Source organism: Weissella fangxianensis, from assembly GCF_024718545.1.
Taxonomy (GTDB): Bacteria; Bacillota; Bacilli; order Lactobacillales; family Lactobacillaceae; genus Weissella; species Weissella fangxianensis.
Window position 1 is genome coordinate 1 of sequence record NZ_JAMXDB010000008.1, and the last position, 17,324, is coordinate 17,324.

General features: G+C 38.2%; 17 protein-coding genes. 8 read left to right on the top strand and 9 right to left on the bottom strand.

Annotated features, from left to right (window positions below):
- Positions 1-175: 175 nt before the first annotated feature.
- Complete coding sequence (locus NGR58_RS03685; protein ID WP_258088299.1) at positions 176-961, bottom strand: hypothetical protein; 786 nt, start codon at positions 959-961, stop codon at positions 176-178.
- Between the two features lie 134 nt (positions 962-1,095).
- Between NGR58_RS03685 and NGR58_RS03690 the strand changes: the two genes are divergently transcribed.
- The gene (locus NGR58_RS03690; protein ID WP_258088300.1) at positions 1,096-1,659 is read left to right on the top strand and encodes a TetR/AcrR family transcriptional regulator; all 564 of its coding nucleotides are present in this window, start codon (positions 1,096-1,098) and stop codon (positions 1,657-1,659) included.
- Positions 1,660-1,722: 63 nt separating this feature from the next.
- Here the strand turns inward: NGR58_RS03690 and NGR58_RS03695 are convergent, their stop codons facing one another.
- Positions 1,723-2,325 (bottom strand): aldose epimerase family protein, encoded by a 603-nt coding sequence (locus NGR58_RS03695; RefSeq protein WP_258088301.1) that lies wholly within the window; start codon positions 2,323-2,325, stop codon positions 1,723-1,725.
- A 245-nt stretch (positions 2,326-2,570) separates the two neighbouring features.
- Between NGR58_RS03695 and NGR58_RS03700 the strand changes: the two genes are divergently transcribed.
- Positions 2,571-3,719, top strand: a complete 1,149-nt coding sequence (locus NGR58_RS03700) for an aminotransferase class I/II-fold pyridoxal phosphate-dependent enzyme (protein ID WP_258088302.1) — start codon at positions 2,571-2,573, stop codon at positions 3,717-3,719.
- A 31-nt stretch (positions 3,720-3,750) separates the two neighbouring features.
- Positions 3,751-4,746 carry a D-2-hydroxyacid dehydrogenase gene (locus tag NGR58_RS03705; RefSeq protein ID WP_258088303.1) on the top strand — a complete coding sequence of 332 codons (996 nt, stop codon included), beginning with the start codon at positions 3,751-3,753 and terminating at the stop codon, positions 4,744-4,746.
- Positions 4,747-4,839: 93 nt separating this feature from the next.
- Here NGR58_RS03705 and NGR58_RS03710 read toward each other — a convergent pair whose 3' ends face one another.
- A complete protein-coding gene (locus NGR58_RS03710; protein WP_258088304.1) occupies positions 4,840-6,147 on the bottom strand; it encodes an NCS2 family permease in 1,308 nt (435 codons plus the stop codon).
- 327 nt (positions 6,148-6,474) lie between these two features.
- On the opposite strand from NGR58_RS03710, the gene NGR58_RS03715 reads away from it, so the two are divergent.
- Entirely contained in the window at positions 6,475-7,158 is a 684-nt protein-coding gene (locus NGR58_RS03715; RefSeq protein WP_258088305.1) for a hypothetical protein, read from the top strand.
- Positions 7,159-7,520: 362 nt separating this feature from the next.
- Here the strand turns inward: NGR58_RS03715 and NGR58_RS03720 are convergent, their stop codons facing one another.
- The 3 genes from NGR58_RS03720 to NGR58_RS03730 are packed head-to-tail and all read right to left on the bottom strand — an operon-like array spanning position 7,521 to position 9,317.
- Positions 7,521-8,231 (bottom strand): hypothetical protein, encoded by a 711-nt coding sequence (locus NGR58_RS03720; protein WP_258088306.1) that lies wholly within the window; start codon positions 8,229-8,231, stop codon positions 7,521-7,523.
- A complete protein-coding gene (locus tag NGR58_RS03725) occupies positions 8,231-8,938 on the bottom strand; it encodes an ATP-binding cassette domain-containing protein (protein ID WP_258088307.1) in 708 nt (235 codons plus the stop codon). Before NGR58_RS03725 ends, NGR58_RS03720 begins: the two co-directional genes overlap by 1 nt.
- Complete coding sequence (locus NGR58_RS03730) at positions 8,925-9,317, bottom strand: GntR family transcriptional regulator (protein WP_258088308.1); 393 nt, start codon at positions 9,315-9,317, stop codon at positions 8,925-8,927. Before NGR58_RS03730 ends, NGR58_RS03725 begins: the two co-directional genes overlap by 14 nt.
- A gap of 124 nt (positions 9,318-9,441) precedes the next feature.
- Between NGR58_RS03730 and NGR58_RS03735 the strand changes: the two genes are divergently transcribed.
- Positions 9,442-10,140: a ribonuclease H family protein gene (locus NGR58_RS03735; protein WP_258088309.1), complete on the top strand. Its 699-nt coding sequence runs from the start codon at positions 9,442-9,444 to the stop codon at positions 10,138-10,140.
- Between the two features lie 284 nt (positions 10,141-10,424).
- On the opposite strand, the gene NGR58_RS03740 is transcribed toward NGR58_RS03735, so the two are convergent.
- Together NGR58_RS03740 and NGR58_RS03745 are read right to left on the bottom strand one after the other, a co-directional pair.
- Positions 10,425-11,246, bottom strand: coding sequence for an HAD family hydrolase (locus NGR58_RS03740; protein WP_258088310.1), 822 nt, complete (start codon positions 11,244-11,246; stop codon positions 10,425-10,427).
- Between the two features lie 52 nt (positions 11,247-11,298).
- A complete protein-coding gene (locus NGR58_RS03745) occupies positions 11,299-12,642 on the bottom strand; it encodes a TrkH family potassium uptake protein (RefSeq protein ID WP_258088311.1) in 1,344 nt (447 codons plus the stop codon).
- A 733-nt stretch (positions 12,643-13,375) separates the two neighbouring features.
- On the opposite strand from NGR58_RS03745, the gene rlmH reads away from it, so the two are divergent.
- From rlmH to NGR58_RS03760, 3 genes are all read left to right on the top strand, one after another.
- Positions 13,376-13,855 carry a 23S rRNA (pseudouridine(1915)-N(3))-methyltransferase RlmH gene (rlmH, locus tag NGR58_RS03750; RefSeq protein ID WP_258088312.1) on the top strand — a complete coding sequence of 160 codons (480 nt, stop codon included), beginning with the start codon at positions 13,376-13,378 and terminating at the stop codon, positions 13,853-13,855.
- A 244-nt stretch (positions 13,856-14,099) separates the two neighbouring features.
- Positions 14,100-15,194, top strand: a complete 1,095-nt coding sequence (locus tag NGR58_RS03755) for an alpha-hydroxy-acid oxidizing protein (RefSeq protein WP_258088313.1) — start codon at positions 14,100-14,102, stop codon at positions 15,192-15,194.
- 38 nt (positions 15,195-15,232) lie between these two features.
- Positions 15,233-16,093, top strand: coding sequence for a formate/nitrite transporter family protein (locus NGR58_RS03760; RefSeq protein WP_258088314.1), 861 nt, complete (start codon positions 15,233-15,235; stop codon positions 16,091-16,093).
- A gap of 136 nt (positions 16,094-16,229) precedes the next feature.
- On the opposite strand, the gene NGR58_RS03765 is transcribed toward NGR58_RS03760, so the two are convergent.
- Positions 16,230-17,162 (bottom strand): hypothetical protein, encoded by a 933-nt coding sequence (locus NGR58_RS03765; protein WP_258088315.1) that lies wholly within the window; start codon positions 17,160-17,162, stop codon positions 16,230-16,232.
- Positions 17,163-17,324 lie beyond the last annotated feature (162 nt).

The following is a 17,324-nucleotide window of genomic DNA, read 5'->3' on the forward strand; positions in this document are numbered from 1 at the left end:
TCCGTATTTTATAAGGCGGAATACCTTGTAGATACATTGTGACAGCTTCAATTTGTACTTCTTTTGAAAACATAGTAAAACCCCGTAAGTTTTGGAAATTACTCCAACTTACGGGGTTCAGTTCAGGCACACAAGAAAATGTGCCAACCTTTTTTACTAATTTACGAAAAATATATTAATCTAATTTACCAGTTTCTTTTAAACCACCGTAAAATTCCATGGCCAAATGTAAAGCATGACCATCTACAATTTCATCAGGTGTATTTTCTGGCCAATAAACTGCCATCTTAGCCTCAAAACCATCTTCGGTTGGCTTAAATTGATGGAATGGAATGTTCACAGCAACTTCACCACCGGTCAAAAACGTTTCCCCAGCCATTGCAATTGGGTACTCAGGATCCTTGTCGGCTTTAATCGCATCACCTAACTCTTCGTCTGGAACCATCTTAACTTCTACTAAGGTTGGCGTACCGTACATTCCAAAAGGTTCAATCCCAACTAATTGACCGTCGTCCCAAGTCACTGAACAAATAAAGTGCTCAGGATGAACAGATAAACCAACTCGGTCATCTGTTTGCATAGAACGCATCATAGCCATGTATTCTTTCAGACTAACGCCACTAACCTTCATTTCAGTTCTAGAAACCTTCATTGGTTTATCTTGACTGAAGCCAAGTTCTTTCCAGAATTCATCAGACTTTTTGATTGAGTCTTTATAAATATTAATAATATCTTCACCAGTATGTTCCAAACGATTGTCAATTGAAACATCCCACGCCTTTTGCGTAGTTAGATAATCAATATCATCATCGCTTAAAGTCTGGTTGCCATCTTTAATATCAATGCCATGTTGCTTCATTGAATGCAAAATGTGTAAATTGCGTTCATATTCTAACCGTTCTAATTGCTTTTTATTCCATGTTTCACCATTTAATGTGAAAGAATATTGTACGTCACTCATTAAAGGTTCCTCCTTAAATTATGGCTATTACACACTATTATTGACTTTGTACAACAACACGTTGTACCTTTACACTTATAAGATAACAAGTCACACAACAAAACACTACAACACGTAAGGGGGATACTGTTGTTTTGAGTAATAAAAATGAAAAAAAGTCTGCGCAAACGCGACAATGCTTGATAACTGCCTTTTGTCTCATCTACCAAGAAAAATCATTCGAAAAAATATCTGTCCAATCTGTCACCAAAAAAGCTGGATTTGACCGCACGACCTTTTATCAATATTTCTTAGATTTAGATGATTTATTGAATCAACTGGAAGAAGAGCTTTTAACCTATATTACAAGTAAACGTCCTACCATCACAGAAGAAAACAACGAATACTACTTTATGAACGCTTTGGTTGATTTATATCAAGCACGTGCAGTAGAAGTTAACGCCTTATTGGGTCCTCATGGTCAATCTCATTTTACCGCAACGCTCAAAAACAAGTTAAACTTTGAATTATTTCACCTTGATAAGGGAAAGAAAAGCCACTATCAACCATACTTAATTGAATTTCGCTTGTTTGGCGCCCTGGATCTTTTTTCACTATGGCTAGAGCGTGGCCAAGACTTAACCGTTGCTGAACTGGTCAAAATGGTCATTAAACTTTACCAAACAAATCCTGGACTAAAAGAGTTGGCAGATCAGTAATTATCAAATCATTTTAAGTAAAAAGAGATTGGGACCTTTTTGTCCCAATCTCAAAATACATAACTAATAATCAATCTGGTAAGTAATTTCCTTCGTCTTGGCATCACCTGATTTTAGTGAAACGTCCCCAAAGCTTGGGTGATTGACCGCGTCAGGTAGCGTTTGTGGTTCTAGCGCAATTGCCGCATGCTGATGACCAGCTCCAGATTCAAACGTTAACTTCTTGTCGATCGCATTACCCGAATAAACGACCAACCCATTACGTTCTGATAAGAAGGTCACTGAACGATCTGTTTTTGGATCAGATAGCTTAGCAATTTGCTTATCTTTATCTGGATTAACCTTGAACATCGTATCAAAGCCTTGCTCCTTGGTACTCATCAACGGATCAAGATGGTCCTTCAATGGCTTAGCCTCAGAGAAGTCATAGGCTCCCTTATTATCGAGCAATTTACCAGTTGGCACCTTTTCTTTATTCAACTTCAATCGTTGCGTTGAATTCATTGTCAATTCTTGGTTTTTAATTGTCTTTTCCTGACCTAAGTTAAAGTACGCGTGAATTGTTGGATCGAAAACAGTGTCCTTATCACTTTTAGCACTCATTAACACCTTAACTTGATTATCATCAGTCACAACAGTCTTTACCAATCCGTTATTATGACTCATGACAACCACGTCCTTTCTTAAGCTTGTTTTAAATATCACTAATTTAACATTATAAGAAAGCGGTTACAATGAAAAGCCCTTCAATTAATTTAGTTATTATTACGAATAAACAATGAACTAATTATGCCCTTTCCTATGTATTAAAATACAATTTTTGTGTATATTTTCAAAAAATTCTTCGCACAAGCCACCAAAAAAATGTATAATATGATTAAAATAAAATGAGAATTTATGGGGGATTTCACATGGCACGTAGCCTTTCTAATTTATTTCAAAATCCAGCTGCCAATATCATGTCTGATATTGGTAAGAATGCAGCATTAATGACTGATGTTATCAATCTATCAATCGGTGATCCAGACATGATTACACCTGAACCAATTCTAAATGCTGCCAAAGATGCTTTAACAGTGGGAAAAACACATTACACCGCTAGCGATGGTGATCCAGAATATCTTGATGCGATTATTAATTTTTATCAAAAGAGCTTCAATCTAACCTATGCTAAAGAAAATGTCCGAGCAACTGTCGGTGCTGGTCATGCGACCTTTTTAGCTTTTGGTGCAATTCTTAATCCTGATGATGAGGTCATCATCTTCTCACCTTACTTTTCACCTTATGAAGTACAAATTGAGGCTCATCACGCAAAGGTTGTTGTTGTTAACTGCACAGCTGAAAACAACTTCCAACCAACCAAGGAAGATATCGCTGCAGCAATTACAGACAAAACGAAAGCCATCCTAGTTAACACACCTAATAATCCGACCGGTGCTGTTTATGATCAAGAAACCTTACAAGCACTGGCCGATTTGGCTAAAGAAAATGATATCTACCTACTTGCTGACGAAGTTTATTGGCCATTTGTCTATGGCGATAACGACTTCATTCCTTTGGAATCACTTACACCTGAACATACTTTGGTAGCCGGTTCTTTGTCAAAAGTGTTTGCCATGACCGGATTTAGAATTGGATACTTGATTGGTCCTGCAGATGTTATTGCCGCTGCTGGTCTGCTCAATGAAGGAATTGATTTTTCAGCTCCAAGTGTTTCACAAGCAGCTGGTGCGTATGGTCTGCAACATATTGATGAAATCACGCCCGCATTAATAGCACAATTTGGTGAGCGTCTAGAATATGTAACAACTGAACTCAATAAACTACCCTGGTTAAAGATACTACCAGTTGCTGGTAGTATTTATCTTTTCGCTGACATTTCTGCTACTGGTATGGATGATATTGAATTCAGTAATTATTTACTTGAAAAAGCTGGTGTACTAGTTATTCCTGGTCAGGCATTTGGAGAAGCTGGTAAAGGCTATATCCGCATTGCGGCCACACAAAACATGGCGACTCTTGAAAAAGCAGTAGCTGCTTTCTCAAAGCTGTCATTTTAGATTTAGTTATCATCGATAAGGGAGATATTTAATGAAAAAGGTTTTACTGTATAACATCATGGATGATGAAGAAATTGTTGTTAAAGAATGGCTAAAAACCCATCCAGATGTGGAGGTAGATTCTAATAAGGTCACGTTAAACCCTGATACAGTCGATTTAGCCAAGGGATACGATGGTATTTCTACCGAACAGGACAATCTAATTGATGATCCCGTTGTTTACCAAAAATTACATGAATTCGGCATTAAGCAAATTACATTACGTATCACTGGTTATGACACGATCGACTTAGATTTAGCTACTCAAAACAAATTAAAAGTCACGAATGTTCCTGCTTACTCACCACGTTCAGTATCGGAAATGGTCTTAGCACAAACTATGTGGCTGCTACGCCATCTGCATGTTGCACAAAGTCGCGAGCAATCATACAATTTCACCTGGGAAGGTCTAGAAGCCCGTGAAATTCACGATTTAACAGTCGGTATTATTGGTGCTGGTAAAATCGGTAGTGAAGTCGCTCGAATTTTCAAAGCATTAGGCGCAACTGTCATTGCTGCTGACCCTGTCCACCGTCCCGAACTCAATAGTATTTTAGATTATGTCGATCACGAGACTGTGTATAAAGAAGCAGATATTGTGACGACCCATACACCATTATTGGATAGCACTTACCACCTGTTTGATGAGAGCATATTCAAAAAAATGAAGCCAAGTGCTATTTTTATTAATGCTTCCCGTGGCGGTGTGGTGGATACACCTGCGCTAATTGCTGCTTTGCAAAATCATGAGATTACAGCTGCTGGGCTAGACACTATTGAAGGTGAAGCCAATATATTTAGTGATGACTTCTCAGAAAAGCCATTTGAAAATGACTATTTGAAGACGATTTTGGAATTGCCAAATGCAATTATTACACCACACATTGGTTTTTATACTGACAATGCCATTCGCAATATGGTCGATATTTCTATGGATGACATGTTGACCATTATTGCAGGTGGCGCCAGTGCTCACGAGCTCAATTAACAGGCAATAAATTTATAAAACGATTTACAATATTTTCCTATATAAAAAAGTCGGGACAAAATGTCCCGACTTTTTTTGTTTCACATGAAACAATCAACCATTTGTTTGTAAGATAATAACGAATATGATAAAAATGATGCCCAAGGCATACATAATTGGATGAACCTTCTTACCACGTCCTGTAACTAGCATCAACAATGGATAAACGATAAATCCTAATGCAATACCATCAGAAATTGAGTATGACAATGGCATACCCAAAACTGTTAGGAATGATGCAGCAGCAATTGGGAAGTCTTTCCAATCAACTTCGGCCAAATTACTTGCCATCAAAACACCAACGATAATCAATGCTGATGCTGTCACATTAGATGTCACAACAACTAGCAATGGTGAAAAGAACAATGACAATAATAAGAACAATCCAGTAAATAGTGATGTTAATCCGGTACGACCACCAATGGCAATACCCGTTGAAGATTCAACATAAGCCGTTGTTGGTGATGTTCCCAAAAGTGAACCACCCAACATACCGATGGCATCAGCCATCAATGCTTTACCTGCACGTGGCAATTCATTGTTGACCAAGTATCCACCAGAACGTGCAATTCCGATTAACGAACCAGCTGTATCAAAGAATGCCACTAGCAAAAATGTCAGAATAACCGGTATCATCTGCCAGGTAAACACATCCTGCAACCCGAAAATAGCTTGACCAAAAGTTGGTGCCAAACTTGGGACACCAGAAACGATTGATGAAGGCATCGGAATTAGTCCTGTAACCAAACCGATAATTGAGGTTGCAACCATTCCAATAAAGATAGCTCCTGGCACTTTACGAGCATATAGCGCAAAGGAAATCAACACACCAACAAGCGTTAGCATGACCTTAGGATCACTCCAATCACCCCAACCAATAATAGTTGACTTGTCAGCAGCAATCACGCCACCGTCAACTAAACCAATCATTGCGATAAAGAAGCCAATACCACCAGCGATAGCTGCTTTTAAGTCAGCCGGAATGGCATTAATGATGGTTTCACGGATTTTGAAAACCGTCAATAGCCAGAAAATCACGCCGGCAACAAAGACACCTGCCAAAGCAGTTTGCCACTTGATTCCCATACCAATAACAACACTATAAGCGAAGAAAGCATTGATACCTAGTCCGGGAGCAATCGCAAATGGGTACTTGGCAACAAGCCCCATAAAGATGGTTGCAATAGCACCAATTAGACCTGTGGCAACAAAGACAGCATTTTTATCCATACCTGTTGCACCAAGTACTGAAGGGTTAACGAATAAAATATAAGCCATTGATAGGAAAGTTGTTAAACCAGCTAATAACTCAGTTTTAACAGACGTTCCTGATTCAGATAGCTTGAAGTAACGCTCAAACATGTAAATCAGACCCCTTAATAAATAATTCAATTTTAAAACAACCAATTTATTGTATTATATATACCCGTAAAAAATCAAAGAAAATCTTATTTTTTTCGTAAAAAGGTGCTGATTAATAGCAAAAAGCGAACTTTAACACGCTTTTCCCGAACAATAATAAAATTACCTGACAATATGAGACAACTTAACCTGTTACCGGGCAACCCCTGATCACTGTTCAATTTTTCTAACACTTGCTGAACATCAGTATTCCTTCAAAACTTGTCAATCACTTCACCAAAAGTTTGTTAGAATGAAAACCAAGGTTATTTATTCTAGAGGTATTTTATGTATAACGAACACGGGCATCTTCGGCGACTATCTTCACATGAAATCGTCATCTATTTTCTAGCAGGACTACTATTTAATACATTTGGCAATGGTATTACAGTTGCGACTAACATGGGTTCAGCACCTTGGACCGCATCTGCAGCTAATCTTGCCAATGTCACGGGCACATCAATTAGTACATTTTTATTCTTTTACGGTGTTTTAGCTGCAACGTTGGTCTGCATCCTGCAACGCAGTATTGACTGGCCACACGTCATTGGTAATATTATCTTCGTGGTTGCTTTCAGTGGTATTATCGGAATTGTTTCAACGCGTCTAGCGGTTCTTGAAACTTTCCCCTTAGCTTGGCGAATCATTATTGATTTTCTTGGGATTATCAGTATTGGCTTTGGTGTATCAATCACCCAACGGTTGCAATTCATTCTTCATCCAATTGATGATTTGACAAATCTAACGCGATTTATGTTTTTTAAAGGCAATGCGGCAATTTCTCAAATTATCAACTTTTCATTTCCAATGTTGATTTCATTACTTGTTTGGGCATTTTCAGGCAAGATAACCGCCATCAACATCGGTACCCTATTTTCATTTTTCTTACAAGGTATGTTCGTCGGTTACGCTGACCACCACGTCTTCAGCCACCTCGACCATAAACTTAGTAATATTAAAATCAGCCATTAACAGAGAGCGTGACAAAAATTGTTTTGAAGCTGGTGTGTAACGTGGTTTGTGGCATTTTTGGCCGTAGCGCAGCGTAGGACAGGAATGCCACAAATTTCGTTACATTGAAGCTTCAGATTTTTGGAACGCGTTTATACAGAGCGTGACAAAAATTGTTTTGAAGCCGGTTGTAACAATTATGGTGCTGTTTTGACTCGTAGCGCAGCGCAGAGGCAGAATTGCGCCATTGTTGTTACATTAAGGCTTCAGATTTTTGGAACGCGTTTATGCAGAGCGCAACAAAAGACGTTTTGAAGTTGGTTTGTAACAAGAACTTGTGCAATTTAAAAGGTCGGGACAAAATGTTCCGACCTTTATTTTTATTATTTTGCTTCATTATGATATCTTAACAAATACCAAATTAGTCCAAGCATGATAATATCAACGATTATATCAGCGATCCAGTTATCTGGTACCCAAGAAATTGCATAACCCATGATAAAAATCATCGTAATCAATCCTAAGACTTTTACGCGTTGCTGCCACTTATCACTGACGAACCCCATCAACCAATTATTTGTAACCACTGCTAAATTAACAAACAAATAAAGGGCAATCGTCGCATCAAACGCCATACCAATTTCGGACAGCGGAATCGACGTTAAAACGCCCACAATACCCGCATGATATGAAGAATTCAAGAACCATTCGAGTCCTAAGAACGCAATAGACGTCACAAATATCGAAAATAAGCCGACTACAAAGCGCGCAACTAAATTCCAAACAACCACTTGCCAAACTTGTGCAGGCAACAAAATGTATTTTGATTTATTCCACGACTTGGCGGCCGAAATAAACATGCGCGCACCAAGCAGCAAATTAATACCAATAACTAACGTCCCCACATAAATAATTAACCGATCGGTAAACGATGTTGGTGTTATTGTGCCGGTAATTTCTGCATGCGGTACAAAAGGTAATAATTGCCAAATAAAAATAAAAATACCGACAATGGCGCCAACCCCGATAATAAATAGATTATGATTTAAGGAATCTTTCGCAAAAATTTTAAAGAGTCGTGTGTTGGTTAACATTATTCACGTCCTCCATTATCTTCGATATACAACTGTGTATAGTATTTTTCTAATGACAACCCTTCTTCTTTACGAATCTTTTCTACAGATTCATAAGCTAGCAAACGACCATCCTTCAAAATAATCGCATCATCTACCAAATTTTCAATTTCCTGGATATAATGCGTTGAAATAAGTACTGTAGCTTCCTCAGGTAACCAGTGTAACAAAGACTGCATAATTTTTTTACGTGCAATCACATCAACACCACCAAAAGGCTCATCTAATAAATAAACCGATGTGTCCCGCGAAATCGTTAAGGCAATCAGTAATTTTTCAATTGTTCCCGTTGATAGTTTAGCAATGCGGCGCGTACGGTCGATACGCATGAATTTAATCAATTCATTCATCCGTTTCTCATTGAAATCCGGATATCCCATCTTAAAATAGTCTACAATGTCACTGACACGATCATAGTTATTTGCCCAGTCTAGTGTCGAAACATATGACAAATGCGCTTTTATTTTTGCTCCCATGATACCGTCAATCATGATATCTGAATGTGGATTGGGCTCAATAATCCCTGAAATTAATCGCATTAAAGTTGTCTTACCAACACCGTTTTCTCCCAGCAAAGCCACCGTACGATGTGTTGGTATCTTAAAGCTCAAACCACGCAGAATAACGTGGCGGCTTTTTGTATAATGCAAATTGTTAACCTGTAACATTGTTCCTCCTAGCCCGTGCGCCCTCATACTCTTTCATCGCATTTGCGACTAAGTCCGGTATTTCTTGTGCCTGTGCAACATGCATAATTTCATTAATGTATTCTTGCGTGATACGCATCTTCTTATTCAATTTAATATTGTCAATCTTGGTGGCATCTTCAGTCACAAAATTGCCTTGCCCACGTTTTGTGATGATTAACCCACTCGTCACTAACTGATTAACGGCATTTTGTACTGTACGTGTACTAACAATCAGATGAACTGCCAAGTCACGGACACCTGGAATCTTATGACCAATTGGATATTTTCCTTCAAGAATCTGTTGTTCCAACCAAGTTGCTACTTGTAAATATATGGGTTGATTTGAACTAAATTCCATATTGGCTCCTTTCAGTGTTGTACTGTTATACTACACTGAAACAAATAGCCCTGTCAACTTGGCAAACAAAGGAAAAATACGTTATTATTAGAGGCAATAACTTCATGATTAAGGACGATTTATAATGAAAACATATGCTATTGTTGGTAATCAATACGAAGGCCTTTATACCAAGCCTTGGTCAGCAGTGAAAGCTTACACACAAACAAAACCAGCCCCAAAATTTAAAGGATTTACTACCAAATCCGCAGCTCAGGTATGGTTTGATAGCCAGGTTTCAGCGAAAAATGATACATCACGCCAATACACCACTGCCTATAACGGTACATTTCGTGCCGATCCTAATCAGTATTATATGTTTACTGATGGTGGTAGTCGCAATACCGGCAATGTGGCTGGTGGTCACGTCAAAACGACCGATAAAGCTGGTTGGGCCATCGCGATTTACCGTGGTTCTAACCTCAATGAACCGGTATTCACTGATAGCGGCGCAGATTGGGGTCGTACCAACAACGAGATGGAGATACTCGCACTGATCAACGCCCTACTACAAGCCGCAAAAGTGTCAGCACCAGTCACAATTGTTAGTGATTCTAAGTATGTGCTAGATACTGTTACCAATTGGATGTATAACTGGGTAGCTAATGGCTGGCGTAAAAGTTCTGGTGAAATTGCCAATCTAAAAGCCTGGCAACAAATTTACGCGCTCATTCAGCCAATTGCACCGCGTTTATCATTTATTTGGGTTAAAGGTCACGCTACTAGCCATGGTAATATCACGGTTGACCAGTTATTAAATGATGCGATGGACAAATTATCATAATAAGTTTTAAAGATTCGTGCCAAACGGGTCTTTTTTATTTTCTAATCATTGTAACATTCATCACAATACAATGGTTAATTATCACGCCATTACTTTCACACGCGTTCCTTTATAGGGGAACAAATTATTAACAGGGTTAAATAGATGGGTTTGTTACGATAATTCTAGCGGATCTCCTAAATGCATATTTATACACAGAAAAAGCCAGCCTTGAACTGAACCCCGTAAGTTTTGGAAATTACTCCAACTTACGGGGTTCAGTTCAAGGCTGGCTTTTTATATTGTTATTTGATTAGCGTATCTACCGTTTTTAAGACACCGTCATGATTATTATCATCAACAGCTAACGGATAAAAGGCCTTTAGTGATTCATCACCATTAATCATGGCAAAAGGATAGGCGGCTGCTTTCAACATTTCAGCATCATTTAATCCATCACCAAAAGCTACCAAATTTTCATCTAATTTCAATCCATAATGACTAGCTAGTACTTGTAGGCCATTTGCCTTATTAATATTTGGCGCCACGATATCTACCGATCCATAACCAGATGTCGTGACATGCGCACGACTGCCTAAACGTAATCTTGCTAAGTCAATAAACTCTTGTGTTTTCTCTGTCTCAAAGGTAATCGTTACTTTTAAAATAGGTTCGTGAATTTGATCCACAAAATCGATGAACTGTAAATTTTCATGCACTTTTTTCATTGTTGCCTTATGCAATAGATTCAAACTTGCTTGCGATTGTAACATAAATGTTGTTTCAGCCCCGGTAAAAACAGCACCATGCAATGGTTCAAACGGCATTTCATTGACAACTGCCATGATATCCGTAACGTCTGCCACGTGCAAACCAACCATTTGTAGTAATTCGCCATCCGCCGTCTTAACAACAGCACCGTTATCAGCCACCAAATCATACCGACCGGCAAACGACTTAAAAAGGGGGTCAACAGAATCAACATCGCGACCAGACGCAATAATGAAATGACCACCTTGTACAGTTAGCTTGTCCAAAACTTCCGCAAAATGGGTTTTATGATAATGCTTTTTATCATTAAAGAAGGTGCTATCCAAATCTGAGGCAATCATCTTGATTTCTGACATGCTTAAACTCCTATCATTTTCTACCTATATAGTGTACGAAATTTGTCACTTTTTAGCCAATAATTACTTCCTCAGTCGGATATTGATAACTTTTTGGCTTATCACGGATATTCATGACTGAAAACATCACAGTATACAGACCAACACGACCGATAAACATGACAATCATAATCACGATTTTACCGAAACTAGTCAAGTGAGAGGTTAAGCCCAACGAAAATCCTGTTGTTGAGAAAGCAGAAATAACTTCAAAGACAATATATTCCATACCTTGACCTTTAGGAATTATCTCAGTAATCGTCAGCAAAAGTGAAGCCATCGCCACGAAAACAATCGAAATAACGACTAGCATCATTGCCTTAATCACAACTTTTGGACTAAAACGCCGCCCACCAAAGTTAACCTGTTCCTGACCACGTAATGCGGCTAATGTTTGCATCCATAAAATACCCAGTGTAGTTGTTTTAATACCACCAGAGGTCGAACCTGGCGTTCCACCAACAAACATTAGTAGGGTAATAATCATAATACCCGCCGTTGAGACATTGGTCAAAGGCACAACATCTAGACCCGCTGTACGAGGCGCAACGGCCAAAAACAGACTATCAATAATACGGTGACCAATCGATGAGGTATCTGCTAAAGGTGCCAAGAAATTCTCCGTAAATAAAAACATGACAAAACTCAACCCGATTAACCAACCAGATACATGCAAAGCTACCTTAGTATGTAAACTAACTCGTCGCCGCTTATAAAATAGTAATAAATCTCGCCAAACTAGGAAACCTAATGAACCTGCCATAATTAACAACATCCAAATGATCAATACATACGGATCATTTTGTAAAAACGTCACTGGTTGATCAAAGAATGTGAATCCCGCATTTCCAAATGCCGAAATAGACGAGGCAACGCTCAGATAAACACCTTTTGTCATCCCAAAACGGGGCACAAAGTCAGGCAACATCAGTACCGCACCAACAATCTGAATAATAGCTGATAGCGAGAAGACGTATGATAATACACTTTTAACATCCGCTAAATTACGTAAATTTAGCGCTTGCTGCGCCATCAACCGCGCTCTTAAGTCCACCCGTTGGCCGGTTATCGCAAATAGCAAGACGGCAAACGTAATAAAACCAAGCGCACCGATCTCGATCATAATCAACAAGATAACTTGGCCAAACGTTGACCACGTTGCTGCCGTATTCACAACAGTCAATCCCGTAACTGTCGTAGCAGATACGGAAGTAAACAGTGCATCAAGGAAATTAACATGTGCACCAGTTTGCTGTGAAATAGGCAACCTTAATATAAAAGCCCCAACAAATATAATCGCCAAAAATCCAAACGTTAATACCTGAGGTGGCGTCAATTTGTTAAATAATTTTTTCATAATTAAGTATCTCCCAACTTCCTTATATTATACAGGAGCAACGCCAAAGTTTTTCACAGAATTTTGTGGACAACTAGGGGAAAAGTCCACGTATTCCACTGCTTTCTGTGGAAAACTTGTTAATAACTCCTGATTTGTTGTTGAGAAAGCCCATTAAATCAATACATATGCAAATGTGGATAACCTGTTAAAACAAATTGTAATAAGCAAAAGTCTGTTAAATTGGGGTTTTATCTTAAAATTAGGTTAAACCTTGCAAAATTAACGACATTTTACCTAACTTTCAGTTATTTTCCAAAAATCATCCGTTTTTAAAACGTTTTATTTACAAATATACAGTCTATTATTCCTAAAAAGGGGCAAAATATCGAATGTTAACTTAGCTTTTTCCTCATATATTTTGTAAAATAATTAGACACCAATTTCTTGTATTGTGTATAACTTTTTTTATACTTATTTTTAATGAGTATAATTTCACTAATTTAGCGTTTACAAATGCCGTTATCATCACTTTTTACAAGTTTTCCACAACCAGCATTCACAACAGTGGATAAGTGACTTAAAATATTCACAAAAACCGGCGCACACTTTGATATAATAGTGCTCGCGGGCTTTTTTGAGGTTGTGGTTAACTTGTGGATAACCTGTGTATTACAATTTATTTTAGTGTTTATCCACATCTTACAAAGCAATTGATAAAAATAACAAACTATTTAAGGAAGGTAGACGAACAATGAATATAAAAATCATCGGCGTTGGCAAATTAAAGGAAAAATATCTGAAAGATGGTATTGCAGAATACACAAAACGTTTGCATAAATTCGCTAAAGTAGAAATTATTGAAGTGCCTGATGAAAAAGCACCTGAACAATTATCTCAAGCACAAATGGATCAAGTCATGTCCAAGGAAGGTGAACGTATCCTTAATAAAATTAAAGATAAAGAATACGTTTTTGCACTAGCCATTAAGGGAACCGAACGTTCTAGTGAAGAAATGGCTGCTGAAATTGATCGTTTAACAACCACAGGTAAATCTGATTTAACTTTTGTGATTGGTGGTTCCTTAGGATTATCGCCAGAAGTACTCAAACGCGCCAATACACAAATCAGTTTTGGACGCTTCACACTACCTCATCAATTAATGCGTCTTGTATTAACTGAACAAATTTATCGGAGTTTTATGATTAATGCACATACGCCATATCATAAATAGGTCATATAAATCACGGACGGGCTCCTCGTTTTTGTATATATAAACATAATGAAAAATATGTACTCATTTGTATCGAATGTCCCATATGTGATTTAATAAACAATGTATTTGCATGATAAATGGTATTAAATTTAATATTAAATCTTGTATTTCGGAATTAAATAGTGTAATGTACTCCTTGTAGGTTTAGTGTAAGCGGTTGCACCAATTGAGATTTTATTTAATTATTAGGAGATTTATACACATGACAGAGTACATTACTAGTGAACGTGAACAAAAAATCGATTTTGTTAATACAACCGATTTGGAAGAAGGCGCTGCAAAAGTCATTCCAAAGGGTGGTTATGGTTATATCCAGAGTGGTGCTGGCGATTTAATTACATATAAGAACAATGTTAAGGCATTCGATAAGAAGGTTATTGTTCCTGGTGTCTTACGAGATGTTGAAGATCCCGATACATCTGTTGATTTCCAAGACATGCACTTAACAGCACCAATTATTATGGCACCTGTTGCTGCCCACGGTTTAGCTCACGTTGAGGGTGAGAAGTACTCAGCAAAAGGGGTTTCTAACTTTGGTTCAATCTTCACTGCTTCTTCATTCGCATCAACAACATTAGAAGACATTCGTGAAGCTGGTGGTCAAGATGCTAACCAATGGTTCCAATTCTATATGAGTAAGGATAATGGCATTAACGATCAAATCATCGAAACTGCAGAACGCAATGGTTCAAAAGCAATCGTTTTGACTGCTGATGCAACACTAGGTGGTAATCGTGAAGCCGACAAGCGTAATCACTTTACGTTCCCACTACCAATGCCAATTGTGGCTGCCTATCAATCAGGGGTTGGCCAAACAATGGATGCTGTGTATAAGTCTGCTAAGCAAAAGTTAGCTCCACGTGATGTGGAATATATTGCTAGCCATACTGATATTCCTGTTTATGTTAAGGGTGTTCAAAGTGCTGAGGATGCTTACCGATCACTAGAATCTGGTGCTCGTGGCATCTGGGTCACTAACCATGGTGGTCGTCAATTAGATGGTGGTCCTGCAGCCTTTGAATCACTAGAAACAGTTGCTGAAGCCGTTAATGGCCGCGCACCCGTTGTCTTTGACAGTGGTATCCGTCGTGGTCAACATGCCTTTAAGGCACTAGCTTCTGGTGCTGATTTGGTTGCCATTGGTCGTCCTGCTATTTACGGTCTAGCACTTGGTGGTGCAACCGGTGTTGAACAAGTCTTCAACTTCTTTAAGGATGAATTAGCACTTGTTATGCAATTGGCAGGTACACAAACAATTGATGACGTTAGAAAATTCACCTTGCGAGACGCATGGTAATCAAAAATAAAAAATAAATTAACACTTTAGGAGAAGATATGGATATTCCACAAGATAGAAGTTATGAAGCTGATGTTCCTAGCGTAGAGGCTAAAGAAGCGCCTGCTGAGAAATCACCTTTATTCCAAAAAATTGATGCAGCTTTAATGAATAAAGTTGCGCTATTTAACAATAGTTATGCACGCTATGCTGCACGAGCAATGCTCGCAACTTTATTCCTAACACTAGGAACTGCTGCCGCATTCGGAACAGCGCTAGAAGCTGAAAAAATAGCCCCTGGTTCAGGAAAGTTTACTTTTGCTTTCATGTTTAGTTGGTCACTTGTCATGATCATCTTCATGGGGGCTGAACTTGGAACCTCAAACATGTTATTTATGACTGTTGGGGTCTATCGTAAAAAACTTTCAGTTTCTAAAGCATCTAAGATTCTCGGTACCACATTACTATTTAACCTAATCGGTGGGATCCTGTTTGCTTATATGATTTCCCTAACCGGCCCATTCCAAGATTTGCCAGCTGGTAATTACCTATTTACTGGTATCGCTGGTAAGTTGAGCAAGTCATCACTTCAGATTTTCGTCGAGGCCATCTTTGCTAACGTTATCGTTAACACGGCCTTCACGATTAACTTACGTATGAAGGATGACGCTGGTAAAGTGATGGCAATTATCTTCGTTATCTTCATCTTTGCTTTCTTAGGATACGAACACGTTATCGCCAATTTCCCAGCATTCTCATTAGCTTTCTTTGCTTCAAACGGTACAATTGCCGGTATGACGCTTGGAAGTGTACTACACAATCTATTCTTTGCCTTGATTGGTAATTATGTCGGTGGTGCATTGATCATTGGAATGACATATGCTTGGTTGAACCGTACCAAGACATCATATGTTGACTAATACAAATTAACTATAAAAAGCATTGCAATCAGTGAGTTGCAATGCTTTTTTGTGTTATTGAATTATTCTTCTAAAAAGAGTTTATTGGACAATAAAAACCATAGTCACATGATGTTAATGACTATGGTTTTTATACTTAATATTCAACTACTGTTTGACGCTTCTTAGGTGAAATAACACCAAATAGAAGGGTTATTACCATCAAAACCAAATGAACAACAACTAACCAAGGCTTATCCTGGAATACACCAATATAGAATCCCATATACATAGAAACGATATAGCTTAATCCAAATTGCAAGATAAATGCCCAGTCAATATTTTTGAAGAAATCAACTTGCCGTTTCATGAACACTGCGTAAAGCATGTACAGCAAAATACCAATGAACAAAGCCAAAAATGCAACGATAGCAAATGAAGCAACGAAATTATTGATTAACGCAAAGATTGCAACAACAACAATAAACGCAGCTAATCCTTCTAGATAGTTGATTAATGAGAACCAAAAGCTTCGTGCATTGCTGTCTTGTACGTGGAATTTACGCTTGTTGAACGCCATAATCATTGATAGCGGTACAATGGCACCTGAATATCCCAAGTAGTTCATCCATGGAATACCATACAATGCGTCAATCGTCACCTTCAAATCCGTTGGGTAACCATGCCAAATCCACATACCACCACTTGTACGAATAGCAATAATATCCCAAATCAAATCCCAACCAATAACGATTACATACGCAATGAGTCCAGCAGCAAAGGGCGTCTTCACAATTTTCTTAGCTGCTGAGATAGCTAATGGCATGAGCAATCCCCAGCCAAGACCAACCCATAAAGGCACACTCTTTAAGGCACCCGCGTCACCAATATTAATCAGAAAATGAGAATAATAGTGGTACGTTTTAAAGATATAGACACTAAATAACTCTAAAGAAACACCCAATAATGAACACGTAATCAACTGAAATAATTGTTCGGTTCGTTTATTTTTAACCAGCACCACGGCTGCCGAAAGATAAACAAAATAGAAGACCACTTCAATTGTTCGTGCTAATACCATATTAGTCACAACATTAAACCTCCTAGTATAAATGAGAGTAATAGCACAATAATCAGTTAAATCATAACGAACTAATTGATGTTATTTTAAGACTAGCCTTTACACGTGTCAAGTTTTTAGCGTTCGCAATTTTTCAGGCAAGGATTCAGCGAAAAAAGTAAATTCTTTGTG

What these genes read in the sequence shown, in the direction of transcription:
- NGR58_RS03685 (WP_258088299.1), bottom strand. Translation starts at nt 961, where the DNA reads ATGAGTGACGTACAATATTCTTTCACATTAAATGGTGAAACATGGAAT.
- NGR58_RS03695 (WP_258088301.1), bottom strand. Translation starts at nt 2,325, where the DNA reads ATGAGTCATAATAACGGATTGGTAAAGACTGTTGTGACTGATGATAAT.
- NGR58_RS03700 (WP_258088302.1), top strand. Translation starts at nt 2,571, where the DNA reads ATGGCACGTAGCCTTTCTAATTTATTTCAAAATCCAGCTGCCAATATC.
- NGR58_RS03705 (WP_258088303.1), top strand. Translation starts at nt 3,751, where the DNA reads ATGAAAAAGGTTTTACTGTATAACATCATGGATGATGAAGAAATTGTT.
- NGR58_RS03710 (WP_258088304.1), bottom strand. Translation starts at nt 6,147, where the DNA reads ATGTTTGAGCGTTACTTCAAGCTATCTGAATCAGGAACGTCTGTTAAA.
- NGR58_RS03715 (WP_258088305.1), top strand. Translation starts at nt 6,475, where the DNA reads ATGTATAACGAACACGGGCATCTTCGGCGACTATCTTCACATGAAATC.
- NGR58_RS03720 (WP_258088306.1), bottom strand. Translation starts at nt 8,231, where the DNA reads ATGTTAACCAACACACGACTCTTTAAAATTTTTGCGAAAGATTCCTTA.
- NGR58_RS03725 (WP_258088307.1), bottom strand. Translation starts at nt 8,938, where the DNA reads ATGTTACAGGTTAACAATTTGCATTATACAAAAAGCCGCCACGTTATT.
- NGR58_RS03730 (WP_258088308.1), bottom strand. Translation starts at nt 9,317, where the DNA reads ATGGAATTTAGTTCAAATCAACCCATATATTTACAAGTAGCAACTTGG.
- NGR58_RS03735 (WP_258088309.1), top strand. Translation starts at nt 9,442, where the DNA reads ATGAAAACATATGCTATTGTTGGTAATCAATACGAAGGCCTTTATACC.
- NGR58_RS03740 (WP_258088310.1), bottom strand. Translation starts at nt 11,246, where the DNA reads ATGTCAGAAATCAAGATGATTGCCTCAGATTTGGATAGCACCTTCTTT.
- NGR58_RS03745 (WP_258088311.1), bottom strand. Translation starts at nt 12,642, where the DNA reads ATGAAAAAATTATTTAACAAATTGACGCCACCTCAGGTATTAACGTTT.
- rlmH (WP_258088312.1), top strand. Translation starts at nt 13,376, where the DNA reads ATGAATATAAAAATCATCGGCGTTGGCAAATTAAAGGAAAAATATCTG.
- NGR58_RS03755 (WP_258088313.1), top strand. Translation starts at nt 14,100, where the DNA reads ATGACAGAGTACATTACTAGTGAACGTGAACAAAAAATCGATTTTGTT.
- NGR58_RS03760 (WP_258088314.1), top strand. Translation starts at nt 15,233, where the DNA reads ATGGATATTCCACAAGATAGAAGTTATGAAGCTGATGTTCCTAGCGTA.